The organism is Methanosarcina sp. UBA289 (assembly GCA_002496565.1).
Classification (GTDB): Archaea; Halobacteriota; Methanosarcinia; order Methanosarcinales; family Methanosarcinaceae; genus Methanosarcina.
In genome coordinates this window covers 25,643-48,288 of record DAKJ01000027.1, presented here as the reverse complement: position 1 = coordinate 48,288, position 22,646 = coordinate 25,643, and the positions used below count along the sequence as shown (strand labels likewise).

The 22,646-nt window shown below is 38.0% G+C and carries 12 protein-coding genes; 11 read left to right on the top strand and 1 reads right to left on the bottom strand.

From position 1 onward, the window contains the following. Positions 1-9 precede the first annotated feature (9 nt). The 6 genes from BP549_RS14780 (at position 10) to BP549_RS14755 (ending at position 9,927) form a co-directional block, all read left to right on the top strand. Positions 10-2,799, top strand: a complete 2,790-nt coding sequence (locus BP549_RS14780; protein WP_292381915.1) for a PAS domain S-box protein — start codon at positions 10-12, stop codon at positions 2,797-2,799. Between the two features lie 611 nt (positions 2,800-3,410). Next, entirely contained in the window at positions 3,411-4,022 is a 612-nt protein-coding gene (locus BP549_RS14775) for a hypothetical protein (RefSeq protein WP_292381913.1), read from the top strand. A gap of 496 nt (positions 4,023-4,518) precedes the next feature. Next, positions 4,519-5,979, top strand: coding sequence for a diaminopimelate decarboxylase family protein (locus BP549_RS14770; protein ID WP_292381911.1), 1,461 nt, complete (start codon positions 4,519-4,521; stop codon positions 5,977-5,979). A 551-nt stretch (positions 5,980-6,530) separates the two neighbouring features. Further along, positions 6,531-7,877 (top strand): COG1361 S-layer family protein, encoded by a 1,347-nt coding sequence (locus BP549_RS14765; RefSeq protein WP_292381908.1) that lies wholly within the window; start codon positions 6,531-6,533, stop codon positions 7,875-7,877. Positions 7,878-7,927: 50 nt separating this feature from the next. After that, positions 7,928-9,133: an ABC transporter permease gene (locus BP549_RS14760; protein WP_292381906.1), complete on the top strand. Its 1,206-nt coding sequence runs from the start codon at positions 7,928-7,930 to the stop codon at positions 9,131-9,133. A gap of 11 nt (positions 9,134-9,144) precedes the next feature. Further along, complete coding sequence (locus BP549_RS14755) at positions 9,145-9,927, top strand: ABC transporter ATP-binding protein (protein ID WP_349682389.1); 783 nt, start codon at positions 9,145-9,147, stop codon at positions 9,925-9,927. 91 nt (positions 9,928-10,018) lie between these two features. On the opposite strand, the gene avs4 is transcribed toward BP549_RS14755, so the two are convergent. Continuing rightward, the gene (gene avs4, locus BP549_RS14750; RefSeq protein ID WP_292381904.1) at positions 10,019-14,704 is read right to left on the bottom strand and encodes an AVAST type 4 anti-phage nuclease Avs4; all 4,686 of its coding nucleotides are present in this window, start codon (positions 14,702-14,704) and stop codon (positions 10,019-10,021) included. Between the two features lie 298 nt (positions 14,705-15,002). Between avs4 and BP549_RS14745 the strand changes: the two genes are divergently transcribed. The 5 genes from BP549_RS14745 to BP549_RS14725 all read left to right on the top strand — a co-directional run bounded on the left by BP549_RS14745 (position 15,003) and on the right by BP549_RS14725 (position 22,404). Next, the gene (locus tag BP549_RS14745; protein WP_292381902.1) at positions 15,003-15,857 is read left to right on the top strand and encodes a hypothetical protein; all 855 of its coding nucleotides are present in this window, start codon (positions 15,003-15,005) and stop codon (positions 15,855-15,857) included. A gap of 16 nt (positions 15,858-15,873) precedes the next feature. Beyond that, positions 15,874-16,893 (top strand): AAA family ATPase, encoded by a 1,020-nt coding sequence (locus tag BP549_RS14740; RefSeq protein WP_292381899.1) that lies wholly within the window; start codon positions 15,874-15,876, stop codon positions 16,891-16,893. A gap of 128 nt (positions 16,894-17,021) precedes the next feature. Then, positions 17,022-17,903, top strand: coding sequence for a DUF58 domain-containing protein (locus tag BP549_RS14735; protein ID WP_292381896.1), 882 nt, complete (start codon positions 17,022-17,024; stop codon positions 17,901-17,903). A gap of 8 nt (positions 17,904-17,911) precedes the next feature. After that, positions 17,912-19,816 carry a vWA domain-containing protein gene (locus BP549_RS14730; RefSeq protein WP_292381893.1) on the top strand — a complete coding sequence of 635 codons (1,905 nt, stop codon included), beginning with the start codon at positions 17,912-17,914 and terminating at the stop codon, positions 19,814-19,816. Next, entirely contained in the window at positions 19,813-22,404 is a 2,592-nt protein-coding gene (locus BP549_RS14725) for a vWA domain-containing protein (RefSeq protein WP_292381892.1), read from the top strand. The genes BP549_RS14730 and BP549_RS14725 overlap by 4 nt, the downstream gene beginning before the upstream one ends. The last annotated feature ends 242 nt before the right edge of the window (positions 22,405-22,646 follow it).

Genomic DNA, 22,646 nt, shown 5'->3' with positions numbered 1-22,646 from the left:
GAGAATAATATGAGAAGCGGTAATAGAACTTCTGGTATTAATATTATTGGAAACCTACCATCGTGGGGAACACATTTCTGCCAGTTCTATGGGACAAAAGAAGATTTAATAGATATACTTGTTCCCTACTTCAAGGCAGGACTGGAAGATAATGAGTATTGCGTATGGTCTATATCAGAACCTCTAGATGAAAAAGAAGTAAAAGAAGCCTTGAAAGTGTTTATTCCTGATATTGACGCTTATCTAGAAAACGGGCAAATTGAAATTATTCCTTATACTTACTGGCACGTAGAAGAAGATACTTTTGATCCACAAACGATATTAAATGACTTGGTTGAAAAGACCAGTAAGGCCCTCGCCAATGGATATGACGGTTTGAGGTATAGTGGAAATGACTTCTTTGATCAAGAAAAGTTATTGGATTCTGTTATTGGCAAATATCCAATAATGGCTCTTTGTACTTATCCAATTGACAAGTGTAGTTCAATTGATATTATTGAAATTGCCGCGAATCATCAGCTTACTTTGGGCAAAAGAAAGGGAAAATGGGAGCTAATAGAAGGTTCAGGGAAGAATATTAACAATTGCGAGCAAACCGAAAAAGCATTGCAAGAAAGCAAGGAAAGGTATAAGGCAATATTCGATAATAGTCTTGATGGTATCTTTCTTACAGTTCCAGATGGGACTATTCTTGCAGCCAATCCAGCCGCCTGCCAGATGTTTGGGATGACAGAGGAAGAAATTATTCGGGTTGGAAGAGATGGGACTGTAGATACATCTGATCCAAGGCTCAAGTATATCCTAGGGGAAAGGGTCAGGACAGGCAGGTTCAAGGGAGAACTCAATCACAGGCGGAAAGATGGCACAGTTTTCCCAAGTGAAATCTCGGGTACATTATTCAAAGATAAGAACGGCCTTACGAAAGGGGTCATGATAATTAGGGATATTACCGAGCGCAAGCAAGTTGAGGAGGCTTTTCGGAGGAGCGAAGAGCTGTTGCGTTTCGCGCTTGAAACTAGCCACACAGGTGCGTGGGATTTCAACCTTGTGGATCATACTACCTATAGGTCGCTTGAGCACGATCGTATCTTTGGATATAAGCAATTACTTCCTCAGTGGACTTATGAGATGTTACTTGATCATGTGCTCCCTGAAGATCGTGAAATGGTTGAAGCGAAATTCCGCGAGGCGACGGGTGAGTATAAAGACTGGGATTTCGAGTGTCGTATCCGACGAATAGATGGTGAGATCAGGTGGATTCGGACGGCTGGACGGCATCGAGTAGATGCTACCGGAAACATACGTATAGCGGGCATCGTCCAAGATATAACCGAGAGCAAGCAGGCTGAAAAGGTGTTGCGTGAGAATGAGTTACGTAATAAGGTTACCGAAGCTATCGAGGTTGAACGGCGGCGGCTCTTTGACGTGCTAGAGACGCTACCTATAATGATAACTTTGTTAACACCTGACCATCAAATTGCCTTTGCCAACCGCTGCTTCCGTGAAAAATTTGGTGAACTCTGCATTCGACAGTGTTATGAGTATTGTTTTGGACGAACCAAGTCATGTGAGTTATGTGAAGTATATAAAGTACTTGAAGCCGATCAGCCCCACCGTTGGGAAGTCAACATGCCGGATGGAAGCATATTTGATACTTATGACCTTCCGTTCACAGACGTTGACGGTTCTCCTATGATCCTTGAGATGGATATTGACATCACCGAAAGAAAAGCAGCAGAAGAAAAACTTCGGGATAGTGAAGAAAAGTATCGAAACATCGTTGAGACCTCAAACGAGCTTATAATCATACTTGACAACGAAGCCGTAATTACTTACGTTAACAAGAGAATGTTAGACATGCTCGGATACACTATGGAGGAATCTATTGGCAAATCAATATGGGATTTCATCAGTGAAGAAAGTAAACCTATTGTCAAAATGAATTTGGAAAAGAGGAGGCAGGGAATAAGTGAGAACTATGAATTGAAACTCGTTCGTAAAGACGGTTCACCCCTATGGACACTTATTAGTACTAAACCCCTTTTTGACAAGGAAGGCAAGTATGTAGGCGCTATGGGTATGTTAACTGACATTACAGAGCGCAAAAAAGCTGAAGAAACTCTTACTAATATTGAAACTTCCCGTAAAAAGGAAATCCATCATAGAATAAAGAATAACCTTCAAGTAATTTCCTCCCTACTGGACCTTCAGGCTGAACAGTTCAAAAACCAGGAAGATATTAGAGATTCGGAAGTTCTCGAAGCCTTTAGAGAAAGTCAGGACAGAGTTATATCAATGGCTCTTATCCATGAAGAATTATATAGAGGTGAAGAGCTCGATAAACTTAACTTCTCGCCATATATTGAAGAACTTGCTAATACTCTTTTCCAGACATACAGGCTTGGTAACACCGATATCAGTTTAAATATAGATCTGGAAGAGAACCTTTTCTTTGATATGGATACCGCTGTTCCACTGGGGATAATCGTTAATGAGCTTGTTTCCAATTCATTAAAACATGCATTTCCTGACAGAAATAAAGGAGAAATTCGAATCAAACTTCACAGGGAATACTCCATAGAATTTGAAAGCAAAGACTACGAAAGTACCAATAATAGATTCACTCTGTCAATTTCCGACAATGGTGTGGGCATTCCTGAGGATCTTGATATAGAAGGGCTTGATAGTCTTGGCATGCAGTTGGTAACTTCTCTTGTAGATCAATTAGATGGTGAACTTGAATTGAAAAGGAATAATGGGACGGAATTCACGATGAGGTTCATAATTACAAAAAAATGAACAAGTTATTTCATTTTCCAAATTTATCTTATGGAAATTATTTTCGTTACCTATTGAAGCTCTCTACTCAGACTTCGTTATCAGCACATGTTAACTATTAAGTACTGATACTTATATACTAAAATATCTTGATCCTTTAGTTCTGAAATCTCTTTTAAAATACTTAATTAATAATTATATGCTGTTGTAAAATTCAGTTTTCATAAATTTACATAAATGATCAGGCTTTATAGATTATTCTTTTTACTTATTTGAATACTGAGTTACTTTATAAAATAATCATGTAACATAATTAGAGCTTGCAGAGGGGAAACTGAAAATATTCTTGTGGAGTTAATCGCAGATTAATCAATTTTAAACATAGAAAAAAAATTAAATATGATGGGTGAGTTAGATAGACGCATGGATATACAGTTAAAAAAAGATTTACTTTCTGTACTTGGTTGGCTTGTTCTCTGGATTATTGTCAGAAGTTATGTAAACGCCTGTGCCACTTAACTTTGGAAATCTGAAAAAGATATTAGAACTATTGAAGCTGCTTAGGTAGTTTTTGATTAAATCATCAGATTTGCATACGCTAAGGGTTCTAATATACAATAAGCAATTTTTTTATGTCTATACTTGGATTATCCTTCATGGCTGCTTCCTGGACTCATTCCAGAATTCTCGGCGCAAAGCATAAGGTCTTTTCCTGGCGGATAGATAATCGGGGAAACCCCTTCATAAAAAGGAAATTCAGAAATAATCGGTTTCCCAGAGTCGATAATATTAGCTGTATCCATCTGGGCAGGCTCTATGAGTCTATGCTGGATGGAGAATGGAAATCCCTTGCTAACGACGCTGCAAAACTGTGTATGGGTACGGAAAAGGATGGAATCGGGAAATTTCTGTATGAACTTCGGCCAGAGGTGTCTTCTGCCCAGCTTTCAAGCCAGTTAGGAGCCATCTTCTACCAGGCCGGAGTCTGGGAATGGAATGAAGAGAAAAGGGGAGTAAAGTTCCTGCTGCTTTCGGAAAACTGGCAGGAAAAGACAAGTCAGTATTATAGAGATTCTCTAAATTCAGAAGATGAATCCTCTTTTTTTGAAAATGTACTGAAGCCCGAGAGAAAAGAAAAACCGGAGAAACAAAAACAGGAAGTAATAGGAGAAGTGCAAATTAACACAGTTCAGAATATTGAGCAGATGAAACTTTCTGCTTTTTTCCGGGATTATGAAGGATAAAAGAAAAAATATACTTTAAAACACTATAATTCAAACATTCAAACTCATTCAAACATTCAAACTCATTCAAACATTCAAACTCGATATTCATAAAAATATTAAAAAGAACGGAATGGCCCATCCATACTTCATAGAAAATACAGAAAATCTGTACGTGTGCTTCCTTTATAGATTCCATGCAAGCGTGATTATAAGTTCTAAATACATTTTCTCTAGAAAATTTATATTATTATTACATTATGATAAGCAACGTATGTTATACAGTTACAGTATAATATATTACACAGCTATGGTGCATGCTATCCAATTAGACAAACGCGATTGGTAATACTACTAAGACAAAACAAGTTATCTGCGTAAAGTAAGCTCATGGTTTCCACGTGTATTTTTTCTGTCGATTTTTTTTCTGTTGATATTTTTTCTGTCGATATCTCAGTATTTCTAAATGGGACTCTTCGAACTCTTTGAGCTGTGAATAAATTTTGTGGTGGCTAAAATGATCTCTGATAAAGGACCATGGAACAAGCATATCGATAAAACTGAAGAGAATCATCGAAAAATTTATGGTACAGATATGGTTGAGCTAGCAACAAAATATGGCACTCCCTTATATGTTTTATTTGAAGACCTTATTGTAGGAAATTATAAGAAATATCAGCAATCACTTGAAAAAGAGTATAAAGATCATCTAATATGTTATGCAGTCAAAGCAAATGCAAGTAACTATATTCTCTCTCTTCTGTCAAAATTAGGCTCTGGAGCGGATGTTGCTTCAGAGTACGAATTACAATTAGCACTCAATGCAGGGATTTCAGCCGAGAAAATAAGGGCAAATGGAAATTGCAAGAGTGAATCTTATCTTGAGGAATGCATAACCAGAGAAATTATAATAAACGCTGATCCCGAAGAGGAATTAAAAACAATTGATTCAATTGCAAAAGAATTGGGAGTGCCTGCAAAAATAAATCTGAGACTTGCAGGTTTTCCAATTAAGCATATCACTTCACGAGCTATTATGACTTCAAGTGACTGGAGTAAATTCGGAATTGATATTAAGAGAGCTAGTTCAGTATTCCAAAAAGTCCTGGATATGGATATGTTAATTCCAAACGGCCTGATGGTTCATCTTGGGTCGCAAATAACTGATATTAGTGCATACCACATCGTTCTCGATACGTTGATAAATCTATCCAGAGATGCTCAAAGAGCTGGATTTGACATAAAGGAAATAGATATGGGAGGCGGGTTGGGTATCCAGTACTTCGGATTTGAGGATTGGAATACAATTAAAGAGAAGATAAAAAATACGCGAAAAGAAAATTATACGTGGGCTAATGAGTTTATCGGATATGAATATAATTTCGATTTAAATAATCTGGAATGGATTGGTGAGGAACTCTCATGCAAGTATACTCCAGATACCTTTATTCCAAAATTATTAAACGAGAAATTTTCTGCAAACAAAACATTTAAAGAAAAATTGGAAGAGATTGGATCTCCGCTTCTTGTTATAGAACCCGGGAGAAGTATGGTAGGGAATGCTGGAGTAACTATTGCAAAAGTTTGTCATGTTTCAAAAACCCCGAGTGGAGAGAATATTGTTCATGTAAATTTGGGAGTTAATTCTCATACTTTTGGTACTATAGTCCCGGAACAGTTGCACAGAGTAGAAATTGCAAACGATATTGAGAAGGGCGAACACTTTGAAACATTTATTGCAGGAAATTTATGTTTTACTGGGGACCTCCTCTGCAAAATAAAGAGTAAACTAATGAAAAAACCTCAAAGAGGAGACTATTTACTATTCTATGATACTGGTGCATATTCAGATTTCTTTGCCTCAAATGCTAACTTATTTCCAAGGCCTGCAAAAGTTGTGATTACAAAGGAAGGTATTTCCAAGTTATTAGTTCGAAGAGAAAATTTTTCAGAAATATTTGGGAGATATGTACTCTAAATAAATTTACCAGTAATAAAATAATACGTCCAAAACTATCTCGTGAAAAAAATGTGGAGTTTATAAAAGTATAGTGTCTATTGTAATTGCCCCGCCTGAGCAAAAAACATAATAGTCTTCCTTATAATAATCTAATCTTCTTTATTAAGATTCAATAGGCAAATTTCAGTGAGCTGACTTCTTAATTGTTAGCTAATGATCACGTTATCCCTTTTTTCATCAGTAGTAATGAGACGTATCTATAATATTAAAATTGATATTAACCAACTTTCTTTTCAAGCTGAATAAAATCATTTTTTTGATTAAGCCGTGAGATTTCTGAAAGTGAATTTTGCCCAATGATACTTTACAAGGGCTGAAATAGAAAAATACAACATGTTACAGGTTGTAAGTAAAGTGCAACCGTTATAAACTAGGCATGAGGACTGTTATATATGAAGCCCGCCTGTCCAGAAAAGCGTTCCTGCACCGGGAAAAAGAAGCAGAAGCTAATAGATCGAATGTCCGCAGATCGGAAATTGATGAATGAAATATCGAGAAACCGAAGATCAGTGGATAAAATACCAGAAGATCGAAGATCAGTAAACAAAATATCGAGAGGCCGAAAATCAATAGGTAAAAAACTGGTAAATCGAAAATCGGTAAACAGAACACTGACAGATAGAAGTTCAGCATCATTTTTTCATTTTTTACTTGCCTTACTGATGATAACTATCTTTTTGACGGATCCGGCTTCTGCAGTTGTAGTGTCTGGAAATACGCATCTTGGAGTCGAGGTCTCGGAGATTAACCCTAATCCTGCCAGGCCGGGCGAGGATCTGCTCATAAAGATCAATATCCAGAATTCCGGAGACGAGCCAGCAGAAAACGTGATAGTAGGGATTGAGGAAATTAATCCTTTCATTTTTAAATATAGCACGTCAGGGCTTTACGGTTCCGGAACGAACACCGAACGAAATTTCCAGATTGAACAAATGCGGCAGCGTTCCAAGGTCGAACTGAATTTCTATTTCAGGGTAGATCCTAAAGCTGAATCCGGAATCTATCAGCTTGAATTCACTATTAAAGACAAGAGCGGGACAAGTTTTTCAAGAAGAATTCCTATTCGGGTTGAAGGAAATCCGGATCTTGTCCTTAGAGGAACTGAAATTCTTCCTGTAAATGAGGATAATTCATCTTCAGGAGCCATAGTTCCTGGAAAGGAGTTCTACCTCAAGACATCAGTTAAAAATGCAGGAAACGGGGACGCAAAAAATGTCAGGGTAATGCTTAACCTCAACAACTCGTCGCCTTTAATCCCGCTGGAAGATAACGTCCGTTTCTTTGAGAACTTGAGTGCAGGCAGTTCCGAAAATCTCTCGTTCAAACTTCTCCTAGGCAGCAATGCCGATGTGCAGCCCTACAGGATTCCCCTACGGATAACAGCCTCGAACAACACTGACAGTTTCCAGATAGACAAGGTGCAGGAAATTGGAATTAACGTACTTAATCGAGCGCAAATTGATATTTCAAGTCTGAAATTTGATCCGGAAATTCCTGTCAAAGGGCAGCAGGTCTCCCTGACTTTAAGGCTTGAAAATGTTGGGGATGGGGAAGCTCGCTCAGTCAAAGCCAGGCTTGAGGGGCTTGAGGGCAGCGGCAGTACAGGGGCTTTTCTCGGGCGGCTGGATAAAGATGATGATGCTCCTGCAGTCTTTACATTCACCCCTGGAAAAACAGGTGATCAGGATGTAACACTGCTGGTCGAGTATGAGGATGATTTCGGTGAACACAAGGTTAGCGAGAACCTGACTTATAATGTGAAAAGCCAGGAAGGAGGCATTTTCCCGATTGCGATCGGAGCAGTCCTGGTTCTTGCAGTTGCGTTTTTCTATATGAGAAAGAAAGGCAAGCTCTAAAATCCTGAATACAAGCCTGAAAATGGAGTTAACCCGAAAGGACGCTTATCATGCTCGAAAAAGCTCGATTTTCCTTCTTCCTTGCTAGCCGCTACATAATCAGGGGCAATAAAGGGATTACAATCTTTACAATCTTTGTTCTGGCCCTGATCTTTATCCAGCTTGTGCTTTTTTCAAGCATGCTTGCAGGAGTTACTCTCAAGTTCAATGAACTTATGGTGGATTATCAGACCGGAAACGTTGTGATCGAACCAAAGGAAGAGGAACGCTATATCGAAGATGCCTCAGCCCTCCAGAAGAAGATAGAAAGTCTTCCACAGGTAGTAGGAACCTCGGCTCGCCTGAAAACGACCGGAAACTTCCATTATAAAGAGAAGGAAATCGGAGCTACGGTTTATGGGATAGATCCTGCGGATGAGATCTTTGTAACAGGTCTTGAGGACGCTGTGATTAGTGGGGAATTTCTGAGCAGGCCTGATAGAGGAGAGATCATTCTGGGCAGGGAGGTCTCAGGAGGTTTCGGAGCCCTTATGGAATCGAGGTCTTTAGGAGGTGTAGAAGTCGGAGACACCGTTGAGCTCACAATCGGAGGCGTAACTCGGGAATTCAGGGTAAAAGGGATCTACACAACGCGTTACTTCATGGCTGATGCCTCAGCCTATCTTGCCAGAGCCGACCTTGAAGAAATGCTGGGTATTGGGGGCAGGGACCTTGCCCAAGAAATAGCTGTTAAAACCACAGATGGTACATCTGAGTACGATACTAGGACTTCACTCCTCTCTCTTGGAATTAGTGAGAATATCCGTACCTGGCATGAATTTGCAGGTATTCTTCGACTGATCGAAAGCACGCTTGGGATGGTTCGGAATATTATGAACGCTGTCGGCCTGCTAATCGCTTTTGTGATAATCTTTGTGGTCATTTACGTAAATTTAGTGAACAAAAAGAGACAGATTGGGGTTCAGAAAGCAATAGGGATCGAACAGAACGTAATAGTTGCATCCTTTGTGCTCCAGGCCATGCTTTACGCAGGTGCGGGTGTTATACTTGGCTACGCGTTTATGCGCTTCGGGCTTGTGCCTTATACGGTTTCCCACCCTGTAGAAGTCCCGCTTGGAGCCATGAGCCTCAGGCTGGACAATGCAGAAGCCATAAATCGTGCAGTCCTCCTGTTCCTGGCTTCTGTAGTAGGCTCGGTAATTCCTGCGTACAAACTGGCTCAGAAAGATCTTCTTGATCTGATCTGGGGTAAATAAAGGGTGAAACTATGGAAAAAATCCGAACACAGGCTGAGGATGCGGAAAAAAGTATGGATAAGACCCAAAAACAGACCGAAAATATGGTAAAAAGTATGGATAAAATCCGAAACCTGACAGAGGATACTATTATAGAGGGTGCCGATATCGTACGTACCTTCAAGATGGGAGAGGTAGAGGTTCGGGCCCTGCGCAGCGTAAATGTAAGAATCCGGCGTGGAGAGTTCGTTGCAATCATGGGCCCGAGCGGTTCTGGCAAGACCACTCTCTTGAACCAGCTCGGCCTGCTTGATACCCCAAACTCAGGAAAGGTCATTATAGACGGTACGGATACCTCCCGCATGTCGGACAGAGAAAAAGGCAAATTCAGACTGCATAACCTGGGTTATGTTTTTCAGGACTATGCTTTACTTCCCGAGCTCAATGCTATGGAAAATGTCTATATTTCCCTTATGATGCAGGGCAAAAGTAAAACCGAATGCGAGTCCGCAGCCGCAGAAATTCTTGCTGCAGTTGGGCTTGGCGACCGCCTGCAGCAGCTTCCCTCCAAAATGAGCGGAGGCCAGCAGCAGAGAGTCTCAATAGCCAGAGCTCTTGCTCATTCTCCAAGAGTCCTTTTTGCAGACGAGCCCTGTGCCAACCTTGACTCCGAGACCTCAAAGGAAGTCCTTGACCTTTTCGAGAAATTCAATAAGGAAAAAGGACAGACGATTGTAATGGTTACCCACGAAGAGTGGCATGCCAAATACGCAGACAGGGTAATAAAGTTGAAGGATGGAATCGTTCAGGAGTGAATATCCTTTGCAGGTCCTTGCAGGCCTGAATTTCTATACAGGATTGGATTTCCGTTAATATTGGATGTTTGACAGAGTTGAATAGTAATCATCATATAATTGTTTCTCTCAACATATGACCAACAACAGACTCTTTTTTTATTAAAAAATCTAATATTATTAAAATTTCTTGCTTCAATTTTGTTGTTTTCTTTATATTTTCACGGTTTTTGTAAATATATATTTTACTAAGATTTTCTAAGTAGTAAATAGTATCAGTTTCTAATTTTGTATCCAATAATTTTTTATTATTTTTCAATATACTTGAAATCCAAGATACTCCCTCATTTAAATAAGAACTTCCTATACTATTCAATAATTTTGAAATAGCATATAAAACTGAAGGGCAATAACCTATTTTCTTTGAAATTTCTCTAAAAAAATTTTTGTTTTCATTCTTTAACGCCTTCAATTCAGAGTTAGTTTTCCAAGAATTTTGTGCAAAGAGGTAACTTTTTATGATTTTATTTATGTACCAATTTTCATCCCCATTTTTGCAAAGTTCAATTACCTTGGGATTAAACATGTTCCAAACTTCCCAAAAACATTCGTATTTATTTAGAGAATCTTCAGCGGAAATGAACTCTTCAAATAAGTCGGCAATTGCTTCTGAACTATTAAAATTATCAAGAAACGGTTTTAAATAGTTTTCAATTTCTTCTTTTGGAGAACTTAATACAAAAAAAGCATATTTCCTTAGAAAAGCATAGCGAATATTGTAATCAATTTCATTATCTCTATCCTTTGACATTAATTTTTCAGCAAAGGCAGAGATTATTTCTTTGACTATTTCTTTATGTTCCTTATTGTTTGTTTTTAGAGGAATCAATTGGAAAGCTATATTTAAAATATATAAATCTAGTTGCTTAATGTCTTTTAAATCTTCAAAAGATAACTCGTTATTTAGAATTTTCTGCAAATCGTACTCATTCTCCAAAAATTTTGTTATTACTGCATTTTCACTACGCTGAGAAAGATCCTTGTAATTGTTTTTTATAAGGTTTTCTTTTATTTCATTATATTTTGGTTTTAAAATTAAATATCCAAATAACATTGATTGAGCATCATCAAAATTGTTTTCCCACAATTTCTGTACTGTTATAATAGAAAAAACATTAAAGCCATCTCCAACCATATTAATAGAATGATCATTGAATAAATTGAGCAACAAAACTGCTTTGACACTTTCTTTTTCTTCTGGGAATTCATTTAATAGAACTGGAAGAACAGAAATAGCGGACTGTGTTCCATCAGACACTTGATACTGATATCCTTTTCTAAATGGTAAAGAAGCTGCTTCTAAAATAATATTTTTGCAAAAATTCTTTTCTTCTATTGAAAGCTTTTCAAAATAGTCTCTTACTAAAACAGAGCAGACGTCTGCAGGGATAGAATCACTGAATAAATAAAAATGTCCATCTTCATAAATCTTTTTTGCTTCTTTGAAAGCAAGCTTAGGGTCATTCTCATATTTTTCATACTTATTATATTCGCCATCATTTTTCATTTTGCACTGTGCCCAAAACTTAAGTGAGGAATATTTCATTGGTTCAATACTTTGTTCCAGTGATTTCTCACTATATTCCTTTAGCTCTGGTTCAATTTCAGGATTCAAGTAAATAAGGACGCCATCATCAGTTTCTTCTGCTACTGGGTTTATTTTCCTACTATCCATTCTTGCAAGGAAAAGTCTCCAAGTTTTATCTGATTCGGTCTCTTCTGATTCATTTGGTAATCTTTTGTAATAATCATCTAATATCTGCCACAAGATCGTTTTTCTTTTCTCTGTTTCCTTCTCACTTGTCTCCTCCCTTTTGAATAATTGATAATTTAAAAACAAATTTTCTAAAGCCAGTTTTCTATGTTTGGCATCACATGTTTCCAATCTTTCGTCTTCGTGAATTTTGTTTTTGGTGTCAATTCCAACACTATTTCTTAACAGTAAAAGAGAATTTTTGTGCCCTTGATCAAAGGCTAATCTGCTTGCATCATATAGAAAGAACTCTTTTGTTTTAAATAAAATTATAGCAATATTAAACGTTTTTTCAGGGTATGCTAAAACAATGCTTGCTACTACAGCTGAAATAGAAGCAGATCTCGAGTTTCTAATGAGATAAAAAAGCATATTTTCTAGTGTTACCGAATCAACATGTTTTCCGATTTCAAGAAGAAATTTCTCCAGAGCCGCGTGAATTGACTCTAAAACATGTGGGACAACTACTTGAGTCCCCCTGTACATATTCCAAAGTCTATCACTTATGTATTGCTCTAAACTACTACTTTTTTCGAGAAAAACTTCAACTTTTCCAACATCTTTATCTAAATTTGATTTCGCATAGAATTCAACTGTTTTATTTGTAAAATCTAAAATAAAATCAATTGTTTTCTTCGAGGAAACTTGCAATAACCAGTATATTGGTGTTTGATAGGAGCTTGCTGGAAAATAGTCAAAGTTGTTCTTTTTTATACCAAAGTACTGATCCACTCCAATACCTGAATAGTTGAAAAAGTCTTCTTGCGCAGGAGTATAAAGCCAAAATAAAGTAGCTATTTGTAAAATCTTCTCTGGAAGAACCTTACAAACATTAATTCCCTCAAATGTTGTCAGAATCATTTTTGACAAATCGTAATATGGATCATTGTAATGTTTCCATTGATTTTTTATAATTTCATCAAAAATTCCTATTAACTCGTTTTTTATTTCGAGCGAGCCATATAAAATAGTTTTTAAAAGCCTATCTGTGTCATCGTTAGATAGATAGATGTCTTTTTTAATTGCCCATTGATGGTAGTGAAGAGCAATTAAACTTGACAACCTTGTGGTAGTCCCTTCCTTAAATTTACTATTCCAGTCATAAATTACTGGCAAAACAAAGCAAATATTCTCAATACCTATATTATTTAAGTTCTCAAAGATAAATTTGATAAGACTTTTCCAGCCTTGACCTTTTGGCTTTGTTAAAACATATTTTAGAGAAAACAAATTTAAGTCTTTTATTTCTAATTGCTTAATTAACTCTTCATCAACTTCCTTGCAGGCGATTCTCAATAAAAGAATTGATTTTCTTAACAGTTCTTGATTATTGATCAGTAATTTGTCTTTGGAATTTTCAAAAAAGAAGTCGGAGTAATCTGAAAGTAAAATGGAAACTATTATTTCATCTTTCCAGAATGACTCAATTTCTTCATCCTCAATTATTTCTTCTATGAATTCTTTAATTGAAGTTTCTCCCAATAAAAGTTGTTCTGAAACCCAGTTTCTAAAACTTCTACGAATTGGTAATGAATGCCCAATATTTTCAAATAATTCTTGATTACTTGTCCTATTCACAAATTTTACTTCAATTATTTTTTCCAGTGCCCATTCTTCATAAATGTCGTGAGTGATGAAATACCCGTAAGGCGACTCATATCCCAAAATTCCATCATTTTTTAATTCATTATCTAGAATTCGTGTTTCACAGTCTGGTGTGACAAAAAATTGTCCTTTATTTGCCCTTTCAAAAGCCATTTTTAAAAAGCATTGTTCTCTTGAGGGTTTAGACTTAGTTATGATTTTATTCCATAATGTCCTTCTGAAATTAGTATAGTCTAGTTGTTCATCTTCTTTGTAAAATTTTAAATATTCGTTTAGGTAGAATGGATTTTTAATAAGATCGAGTAATTTCCCATCTTTGGGTAATGAAAAACCATATTGATCGGAAATTACTTCTAATTCACTTAATCCTAAGTTTTGTATGTTGATATTTAATGGAATAATTTTATATATTTCAAAAAATTGAAAATTTAAATCTTCTAAATAATTATCTCTTGTAGTAAAAATTATTTTCCAGTTTTTTTGAATCAGTATAGTTAAAAATTCTTTAACAGAATCGGTATTTTTTAAGTCTAATAACTTTTCTGCTGAGTCGATTACAATAATTTTATCTTTGTCATCGATATGAGCTTCTATAAATTCTTGCAAACTCACATCTCTAAATAAATCCTGTATATTTCTTATTTCAAAGTCAGTTGCTTTGAAGATATAAAATGGAGTTTTTTCCTTGAGATTTTCATAAAGGTTTTTAATAATTGAAGTTTTACCAACGCCACCTGGACCACTTAAAATTAATATTTTTTCTGAATCACTCTGTAGTCTATCTAGTTCATTGCTTCTATCAATTTCAATAACTTGATCTCTAAAAGTAATATACGTTTGTATTCCACTTATAATATTTTCAGAATGCATCTGTTGAGTTTTTATTAGATTAACGATATTTTTATCTAGACTAAAGAAGTGTTTAGCAATTGTCTCATTCTGAATAGAGACAAATGGAGATTCAAAAAAACTAGCTCCTCTCCATATGATTTCAATTTTTTCATCTCTTGCACTTATTTCTATCTCATCTTGAGTCTTGGTTTTTCTTTTAACAGTTTTACTATTTTCAGTCCAATCAAGAGGAGTATAGAAATATAATTTACTTATTTCTGGATTCCTTTTTTTGGCAATTTTTAACTTCTTAATAAATTCATCTTTATGATCGGACAATTTGTCTTCATAAAACTTTGCTTCCCAAGCAACACACTCGTTTCCAAATTTAATTGGGTTTGTTTCCATCCCAGACTGATTGACGTAGCGAAATATGCCATGTGGTTTATCAAATTCTTTGCAGAACAATAAATAACAAAACCATTCGAAACTACGTTGAGGATTTTCGCTAAATTTTGCTTTAAAAACATTCCAGTCTGGTTTTATCATATTTTTCTTCCATGCTTTTTATAACTGTAATGATTAAACTAAATAAGTACATTGCTGATTAAAACTATATTAAATTGGATCGTAAAACTGTTGAAATTATAAAGTATAATAATTAAGTATATTCTTTCCGAATAATCAAGAATATTTGAGATTATTTCCGGTAAACTGGATTATATTCCTGTGAATCCTCACATTTTTCTAATTTTTAACCTATATAAATTACCCAAATTATTGGAAAAGTTTTTTAGTAACTTCTGCAATATATTTAGCGTTAAATTCCAATAATGGAAGGATTTACATGTTTTTTGAGCCTGTGCTGGTAAAATATAGAACTTATTTGAAGCACTATTACGGGCTTTTGCGGCTCTTAATAATAGCTGAGAGATTTACCTTTCTTTTCCTGCTTATGATTTTATTCAATGCCTACGAGTTTGCTTATTTTCTTCCCGGAATGGAAACATTTTCTAAAACCCAGAACTACATTGACCTTTACAGGTTCAATATTATTTTAATGGCTGTGGGAGCGGTTATATTCATCTTTTTCGCAGTTACCTGCGACAAATTGCTCAGGAAAAAAAGGGAATTTAACTTCATAAGCATGCTTGAGAGGAATTTTCCAGGGCTCAGGACAAAGCTAGTTACGGCCTGCGATAATAAACAAAATTTCAATATAGTTACAAATGAACTTTTTCATAATGTGCATAATGAGTTAATCGACATTAATATTAAAAAACTTGCTCCACGCAGGCAGATCCTCCGCACGTTTGTAATATTTTTGTTATTTAGCGGATCAATTTTTCTCTGCATAACTGAAGGTTTTAGCTTTGACATTTCTCCCAGACAGTTGACAGAGAAAATTCCGAACTTACCGGACGTAACGGCATCAGGCGAGGTGGAAAATGAAACTGTTGATGAGACCGAGTATGGTGTAGAAGCTGTCATAATAAAAAACGGAGAACAGATTGAAATGGAGATCAACCCGAGCCTGGGACTTGGATTTACAAACCGGGTAGATTCAGAGACAGACAGTGAGTTAAATGAAAGCTCAAATAGCTCTAAAAAAGGATTCAGGTACAGCCAGACCTATACCGAAGACCTGCCTGAAGAATATGAACCGCTGATAAAACAGTATTTTGAAAAACTCTCATCTTGAAAAAAGAGGAGTTCCAATGCGAGAAATACAGGAAATCCAGCTTGAAGATTCGGAACTTAATTTAAAACCGACCTATGAAAAAGCCTCTGAAATTTTCGAGGTTATTTTTAAAGAGATAGGCAATTCCATAGTCGGCCAGAAAGAAATGATAAGGCAGATCCTTATAGCCATGCTGTGCGAAGGGCACGTGCTGGTCGAAAGCAATCCTGGACTGGGTAAAACCCTTACCATATCCACGATTTCCCAGATTATGAATATGAAGTTTAGCAGGATACAGTGTACGCCTGACCTCATGCCTGCGGATATAACGGGCACTGACATAATTGAAGATGATGAGAAAGGCTCCAAACACTTCAAGTTCAAGCAGGGCCCTATTTTTGCAAACATTGTCCTTGCCGATGAGATCAACCGTGCCTCGCCAAAAACTCAGTCTGCGCTGCTTGAAGCCATGCAGGAAAAGCAGGTAACAATTGCAAATACTACATATCTGCTTGACAAACCCTTTTTTATACTCGCTACCCAGAACCCGATTGAGATGGAAGGAACCTATGCCTTGCCCGAAGCCCAGCTTGACAGGTTTTTACTGAAAATCCAGCTGCAATACCCGGAAAAAGAAGAGGAGTTCGAAATTGTAAACCGGTATGCAGAGGCATTTAGACCGTCTGTCAGAAGATGTATAGACAAAGAGACTTTCCTTGAACTCCAGCAGATCACCCGGAGAATTCCAATTTCCAATAAACTCAAAAGATACGCAATCGAGATCGTGAACCATACTCGAAATCTGCCTGAACTGATAGAAGCCGGTGCATCCCCGCGGGCGTCAATAGCCCTCATTCTCTGTGCAAAAGCAAATGCGTTTCTTGATAACCGGAGATACGTCGAAAAAGAAGACATAGACGCTATGGTACTCCCCGTTCTTCGCCACAGAATTATTCTCTCATTTGACGCTGCACGGAACAATACTACAAGCGATAAAATTATACAAAAAATCCTGGAGGATAAAAAACAACTATATAATGAACGAGAACGCGGCTGAAACTGGCGATAAATCTGGCAGGATGCAGGGATTGAGTATAGTTGGAAGTTTAATAATAAGTTACTGAAGATAGGGATAGAGTATGGTTGGAGATTATGACCTAAGGTGGTTGGAGGCAAGGATAGGATATGGGCGGTGCAAAACATAAGATCGATACTTCATTCCTGACTCAGCTTGACAGGTATTCACTCCCGATTAGGAACAGGGTAACAGCCGTTCACTCAGGCAGCCATCTCTCAACAAGGAAGGGATCTGGGCTTGACCTTGTAGACCATAGAAAATACAATCCCGGAGACTCGTTAAAAAGAATAGACTGGAATCTCTATTCCCGTACTGAAAAACTGTATATACGCAGGTTCGAAGAAGACAAAAACCTGAATATGGTAATATTGCTTGACGCCAGCAGCAGCATGCTCTTTCCAGAGAATTATCCGAACAAATTCGAATACGCATCAACTGTAGCTATAGGAATTTCTTACATTGTAATGCGCTACAACGACCAGTACATGATTGCAACCTTTGCGGAGAATGTAGACTATACTAAAGCCCTCAAAGGAAGGGAAGAATTTCTTAGAACGATTGACAACCTCTCCCAAATCTCAGTTAGTGGGAAAACAAAGCTTGCAGACTGTGCAGACTCCATATATCCCAGAATAAAGTCAAAATCAATGGTTTTTATAATTTCAGATTTTCTGGATGATCCCGATTCTATCCGATATGCTGTACACAGGTTGTGCAGGCATGAGCTCGTACTTATACATCTCTATGAAGAAACCGAGATCAACCTGCCTGAAACCGTAGACGGTACAGTCAAATTTATTGATAGTGAGACAAATGAGGAATTCAGCATCTCAGTGGGCCAGACGTTCAGGAAGGAATATGCAGCCGAATTCGGGAAACATATGGCTGAGCTGGATAAAATCACACACGATTTTAAAATTCCTTATTTCAAAATCAGTATTGACAATCGGCCGATTGATGCTATTCTTACTATCATAGGTAAAGGGTGACTCTGCCTATGGACTATGAATTTCCTATGGGTCTGGTTGCGCTTGCAGGTATAATCCCTCTGGTTATAGTTTACTTACTTAAACCCCGTCCAAAACCGATAATCCTGCCTTCTTTGATGTTTGTCCGGAACATCAGCAGGAATTCATTGGATTCCAGGCGTAAGCCCAGCAAAAAAATAACAGATCCACTCTTCTTTTTACAGTTACTTGCGCTGATCCTTATGGCGTTTGTCATTGCAGGCCCTTTACTTGAAAATATCACAGAGAATTCGGAAAGAGTTGTGGTTATCATAGACTCATCTGCCAGCATGGCCGTACCTGACCGAATCGAGGCTGCCAAATCCATAGCAATAGAATGTTTGGGCAAGGAAAACACTGTCATTGCTGCCGAAAGTATGCCTGTGGTGCTTGCAAAAGCAATAGATGCAGCCAGTGCCGAAGAGATAATCAACGACCTGGAATCCAAGGATACTTCTGGTGAGATTCCTGAAGCTATTCTGACCGTTGTAAACGACGAGGGAAATCAAAAAGCAAAAATTGTAGTCATATCTGACTTTGAAAACTGGGCAGGGAAAGCCCCTGAAACATATATGAAAATCGCTAGGGCGAAAAATATGGAACTTGAGTTCAGACAGGTAGGCAAAGCAACTTCCAATTATGCAATTATAGGCGGATATCTGAAAGATCAAAATGATGGAACCTATGAGTACACCTGCACTGTCAAAAACTTTAATAATGAGAGTGTAAAGCTCGATGTGCAGCTGGAAAGCAAATCAGGCCTAATTTCTACCCAAAAAATAAGCAAGCCGACATCGCTTGGGGAATTCGGGACTCAGCAGATAAAATTCTCCAGTATCCCTCAGGGCATATCAACTGTGGAAATTCTCAATAAGGATTCAGTATCCTGTGATAATACTGCCTGGATTTCTATCCCTGAAATCAGGCTGAAGCAAATGCTTATATTAACAGACCTTGACCCGGCTGTAAGCAAATCTCCTCTGATTACGGCCTTATCTCTTATGCCTGGCCTTAAGGTCGATGTACAGCACGATCTTCCGGCCGATGATGCAAAATATGATACTATTGAAAAATATGATACTATTGTCATAGATTGTGAGCATGAACCCCTTCCAGCATCCACCATAAAGAAAGTCGTCTCTTATGCGCAAAGCGGGAAAGACCTGATAGTTATAGGAAACGGGTGCCTGTATAACTCTTCGGAAATGCATGAGTTATATCCTGTTCTTCCTGTAGAGATAAGCTCAATTGAAGAAGACTCCAGCCATACGATTGAGACTACAGGGAGCGGAACACAGATTTTTGAGGGAATTTCGTTTAACGACGTTTACACTCGAAAGTACCTGGCTGTGGTTCCGCGTGAAAATGCCTTGGTGCTTGCCGAACTCGAAGGAGCCGGGCCTGTAGTCTGTACCTGGAAGATCAACAACGGGACAGCTACCTATGTGGGGATTAGCAATACTGCTGGAAATGAGGCTTGGAACAATTTCCCTACGGTTCCCACGTATCCGGTATTCTGGGCAAAGCTTCTCAAATATTTATGGGGAATCGGGGACATCAGTGAAACCAACGTAAACACAGGCAGATACCAGGCATTTGACCAGAATGTAAGAGTCAAAACCCCTGGGGAAACGATCAGCAATAAGTTTGTTTACTACGATAAATGCGGGCTATATGAGTTGAACCAGAAAACCATTGCAGCTAACCTCTATGATTCCACCGAGTCAAATACCTTTACTGAGAATCGATTAAATCTGACAGGCGAGAGCAAAGATGTCCAGAAAGAAGACCTGTATACGAAATCACCTGACAAATTCCGAAAATATCTGATTTACACCGTGCTGCTCCTTCTTATTCTTGAGAATGTGGTCATGTTCAGGAGGCGAATAATATGAGCTTTGATTTTAGTATGAGTTTTGGTTTTCTATATAAATCTGAGCTGCTTCTCCTGCTGCCTCTGGCGGTCTTCTTGCTTTTCGGGCTGGGAAAAAGAGCCAGTAAAAAACATCTTTTTTTCCATGTACTTGTTGCATTCCTCCTGATTCTGGCACTAGCAGCTCCATATTCCGCAGAGATAACTTCCCCAAAGACCAATCAATCCAGGATAACCATAATTTCAGACGAAACCACAAGTATGGAACTGCTTCAGAAAGGGAGTGCGCAAAATATATCCGAGAAACTTAGCAGCAAAGTTCCTGTTACAATTACAAGCATTTCAGGCTCGCAGACTTCTCTTGGGGATGCTATTCTGCAGCAGGCATCTCCTGAAAATTATGTCCTTATAGTTTCGGACGGACAGAGCAATTCAGGTACTCCAATTGAAGACGCGCTTTCTTATTGTTACAAAAATGGTTTCCCTGTAGCTGCACTTATCCCTAATGCGGTTAGAGAAGACCTCAGCGTAGAGATTGAAGGAGAAAATGAGCTTGTAATCGGAAATGAGGCTCCTTTCAAGGTTCATGTCCGGAAGTCAACTGAAAATGAAATGAAGTATGAGCTGAGAGTTACGGTTGACCACAAGCAGGTGATGGAAAAGAAAGTTACCCAGACCGGGAGGGTAGAAAGTTTTGATTTCAATCATACATTTGATACACTGGGGCCGCATACGGTAAAAGCAACCTTTCATCCCGCAAGCATAAACGTTAAAGGCCTGGATTATTTCGAGAATAATAACCAGTACATGAAAAGTATATACGTAACGCCAAAACCAAAAGTGCTTTTTGTGACCAATGAAGCTGATTCGCCTCTGGCAGCCATACTTAATGAGGTTTATGAGGTACATCTTGCAAGGTCATCCGTTTCTCTTTCATCTGGTTCCCTTAACGGCATGGATGCAGTTATAATCGACAACCAGGCAGCATCGACAATTTCAAATTCGGAAGTCGAAGCCCTCAGGAAGTATATTATTAATGGCGGCGGCATGGTAGTGGTCGGAGGAGATTCTTCTTTTGACTATCCTACTGAAAGTACATATCAAAATACGCAATTTGAGGCACTTCTGCCTGTTACATCCAGCCCTTCAAACTTGAGAGGCGGCAGGAATATTGTCCTGATGCTTGATGTTTCACCGAGCACCCTGCAAAGTAACAAGATTGGAGGACGTGTTTTAGATGACATACTCTCTAACGCTATTGTGCTTCTTGAAAGCGAGCACCTGAAAGATGCGAGAGTGGATGTTATCACATTCGGGAGCAAAGGAAAGGATATCACAAATGGGTTTGTGGATATGTCCAAAGAATCAAATCGGGTATGGATTGAAGGCGAGATTCGAAAAATTACCCCTTCAGGAGACTCAACATCACTTGAACGAGGAATGTTAACTGCACGCAGTCTGCTTAGAGGACAGAACAGCAGTGCAGATGCTGAAATCATAATCGTTTCTGATGGTGGGATAGGCAATAAAAATGAAGGGGATAAAACGTTTGAACAGGCGGTAAGTTGTGCAGATTCGCTTCAAGAAGAGGAAATAGGCATCCATTTTGTCCATATCCATTCCCCAAGCACCGAGCGCCAGGTCAATCCCAATGGCAATTATTATGCTTACCTCCTGATGAACAAAATCGGTTTATCAAAAAATTATAACAAGATTGAACCGGGACAACGGGTGGATGTCAGTTTTTCTGAGAAATCGGACGAGTCCGAGGAGATAGAAAATGATTATTCCAGCGGCGCACTGATAGTCTATGACCCCAGGCATTTCATTACAAGAGAGATCTCCGAAATACCCCATGATCTTCTGGGCTATAATGAAGTAAGCCCAAAGCCAGAAGCAAACCGTCTTGTAGCAACCAGGCTAGGCAAACCTGTAATCACAGTTTGGAGGCTTGGCCTTGGTAGGGTTGCAGCTATTACGACTGACAATGGATACGGTCATGGGATTCCCTGGGCTCCTTCTCTATATTCAGGAAATGATAGCCTGGTGATTACAAGAACCCTGAATTGGGCAGTTGCAGATATCGATATGTACGAGAGTCTCCAGTTAAAAGTTCCTGACCTTAAAATAAACCAGCCAGGCAGGATTCTTATTACAACTAGAGAAGAAGGAGTTCCTGAACTTTATTTTGACAAAAAGCCTATGGAAATAACACCGATAGGGAACAACATGTACGAATCATATGTCACCCCAACAACTTTCGGGCTCCATAAAATCTCCGAAAAACCTGCTGGCGTAAATCAGACTGAAGAATTTGTTCCTGAAATTTTTGGCGTCGAAAACGTCTCCTGGAGACCTGCCTCTGCGAACTACCCTGATGAGTATATGTATATCGGCGAAAATCCGTTATTTCGAACAGGTCTTCTCGAAAACGGAGGAAAAATTTATACAACAGCCGATATTTATTCCCGAATAACAACCGATTCCTTAACTTGTACTGAAAAAAAAACCATGACAAAAATAGTGTATACAAAATATATTCTTATTATAGCTTTCCTCATATACTTGATATATACCATATATCATACCTATAACACCCGTATGAAGTAAGCTAGATTTCAGCTTGATTTCATCTATAACTTCAGCTTGATTCCATCTGCAATTACTTTTTCTGAATTATCTTATTCTGAAATTCTTCTGCTCTGGAACATGATTCTCTTCAATTATAAATCAATTTTTTAATACAGTTTTAAGCTCGATTTGTGTAATATTACAATTATTATATTTAATAAAATAAGCATTCTTTCAATGAACTAAGGTTAGAAAGGTACACAAAAAAAGAGGCATAAAAT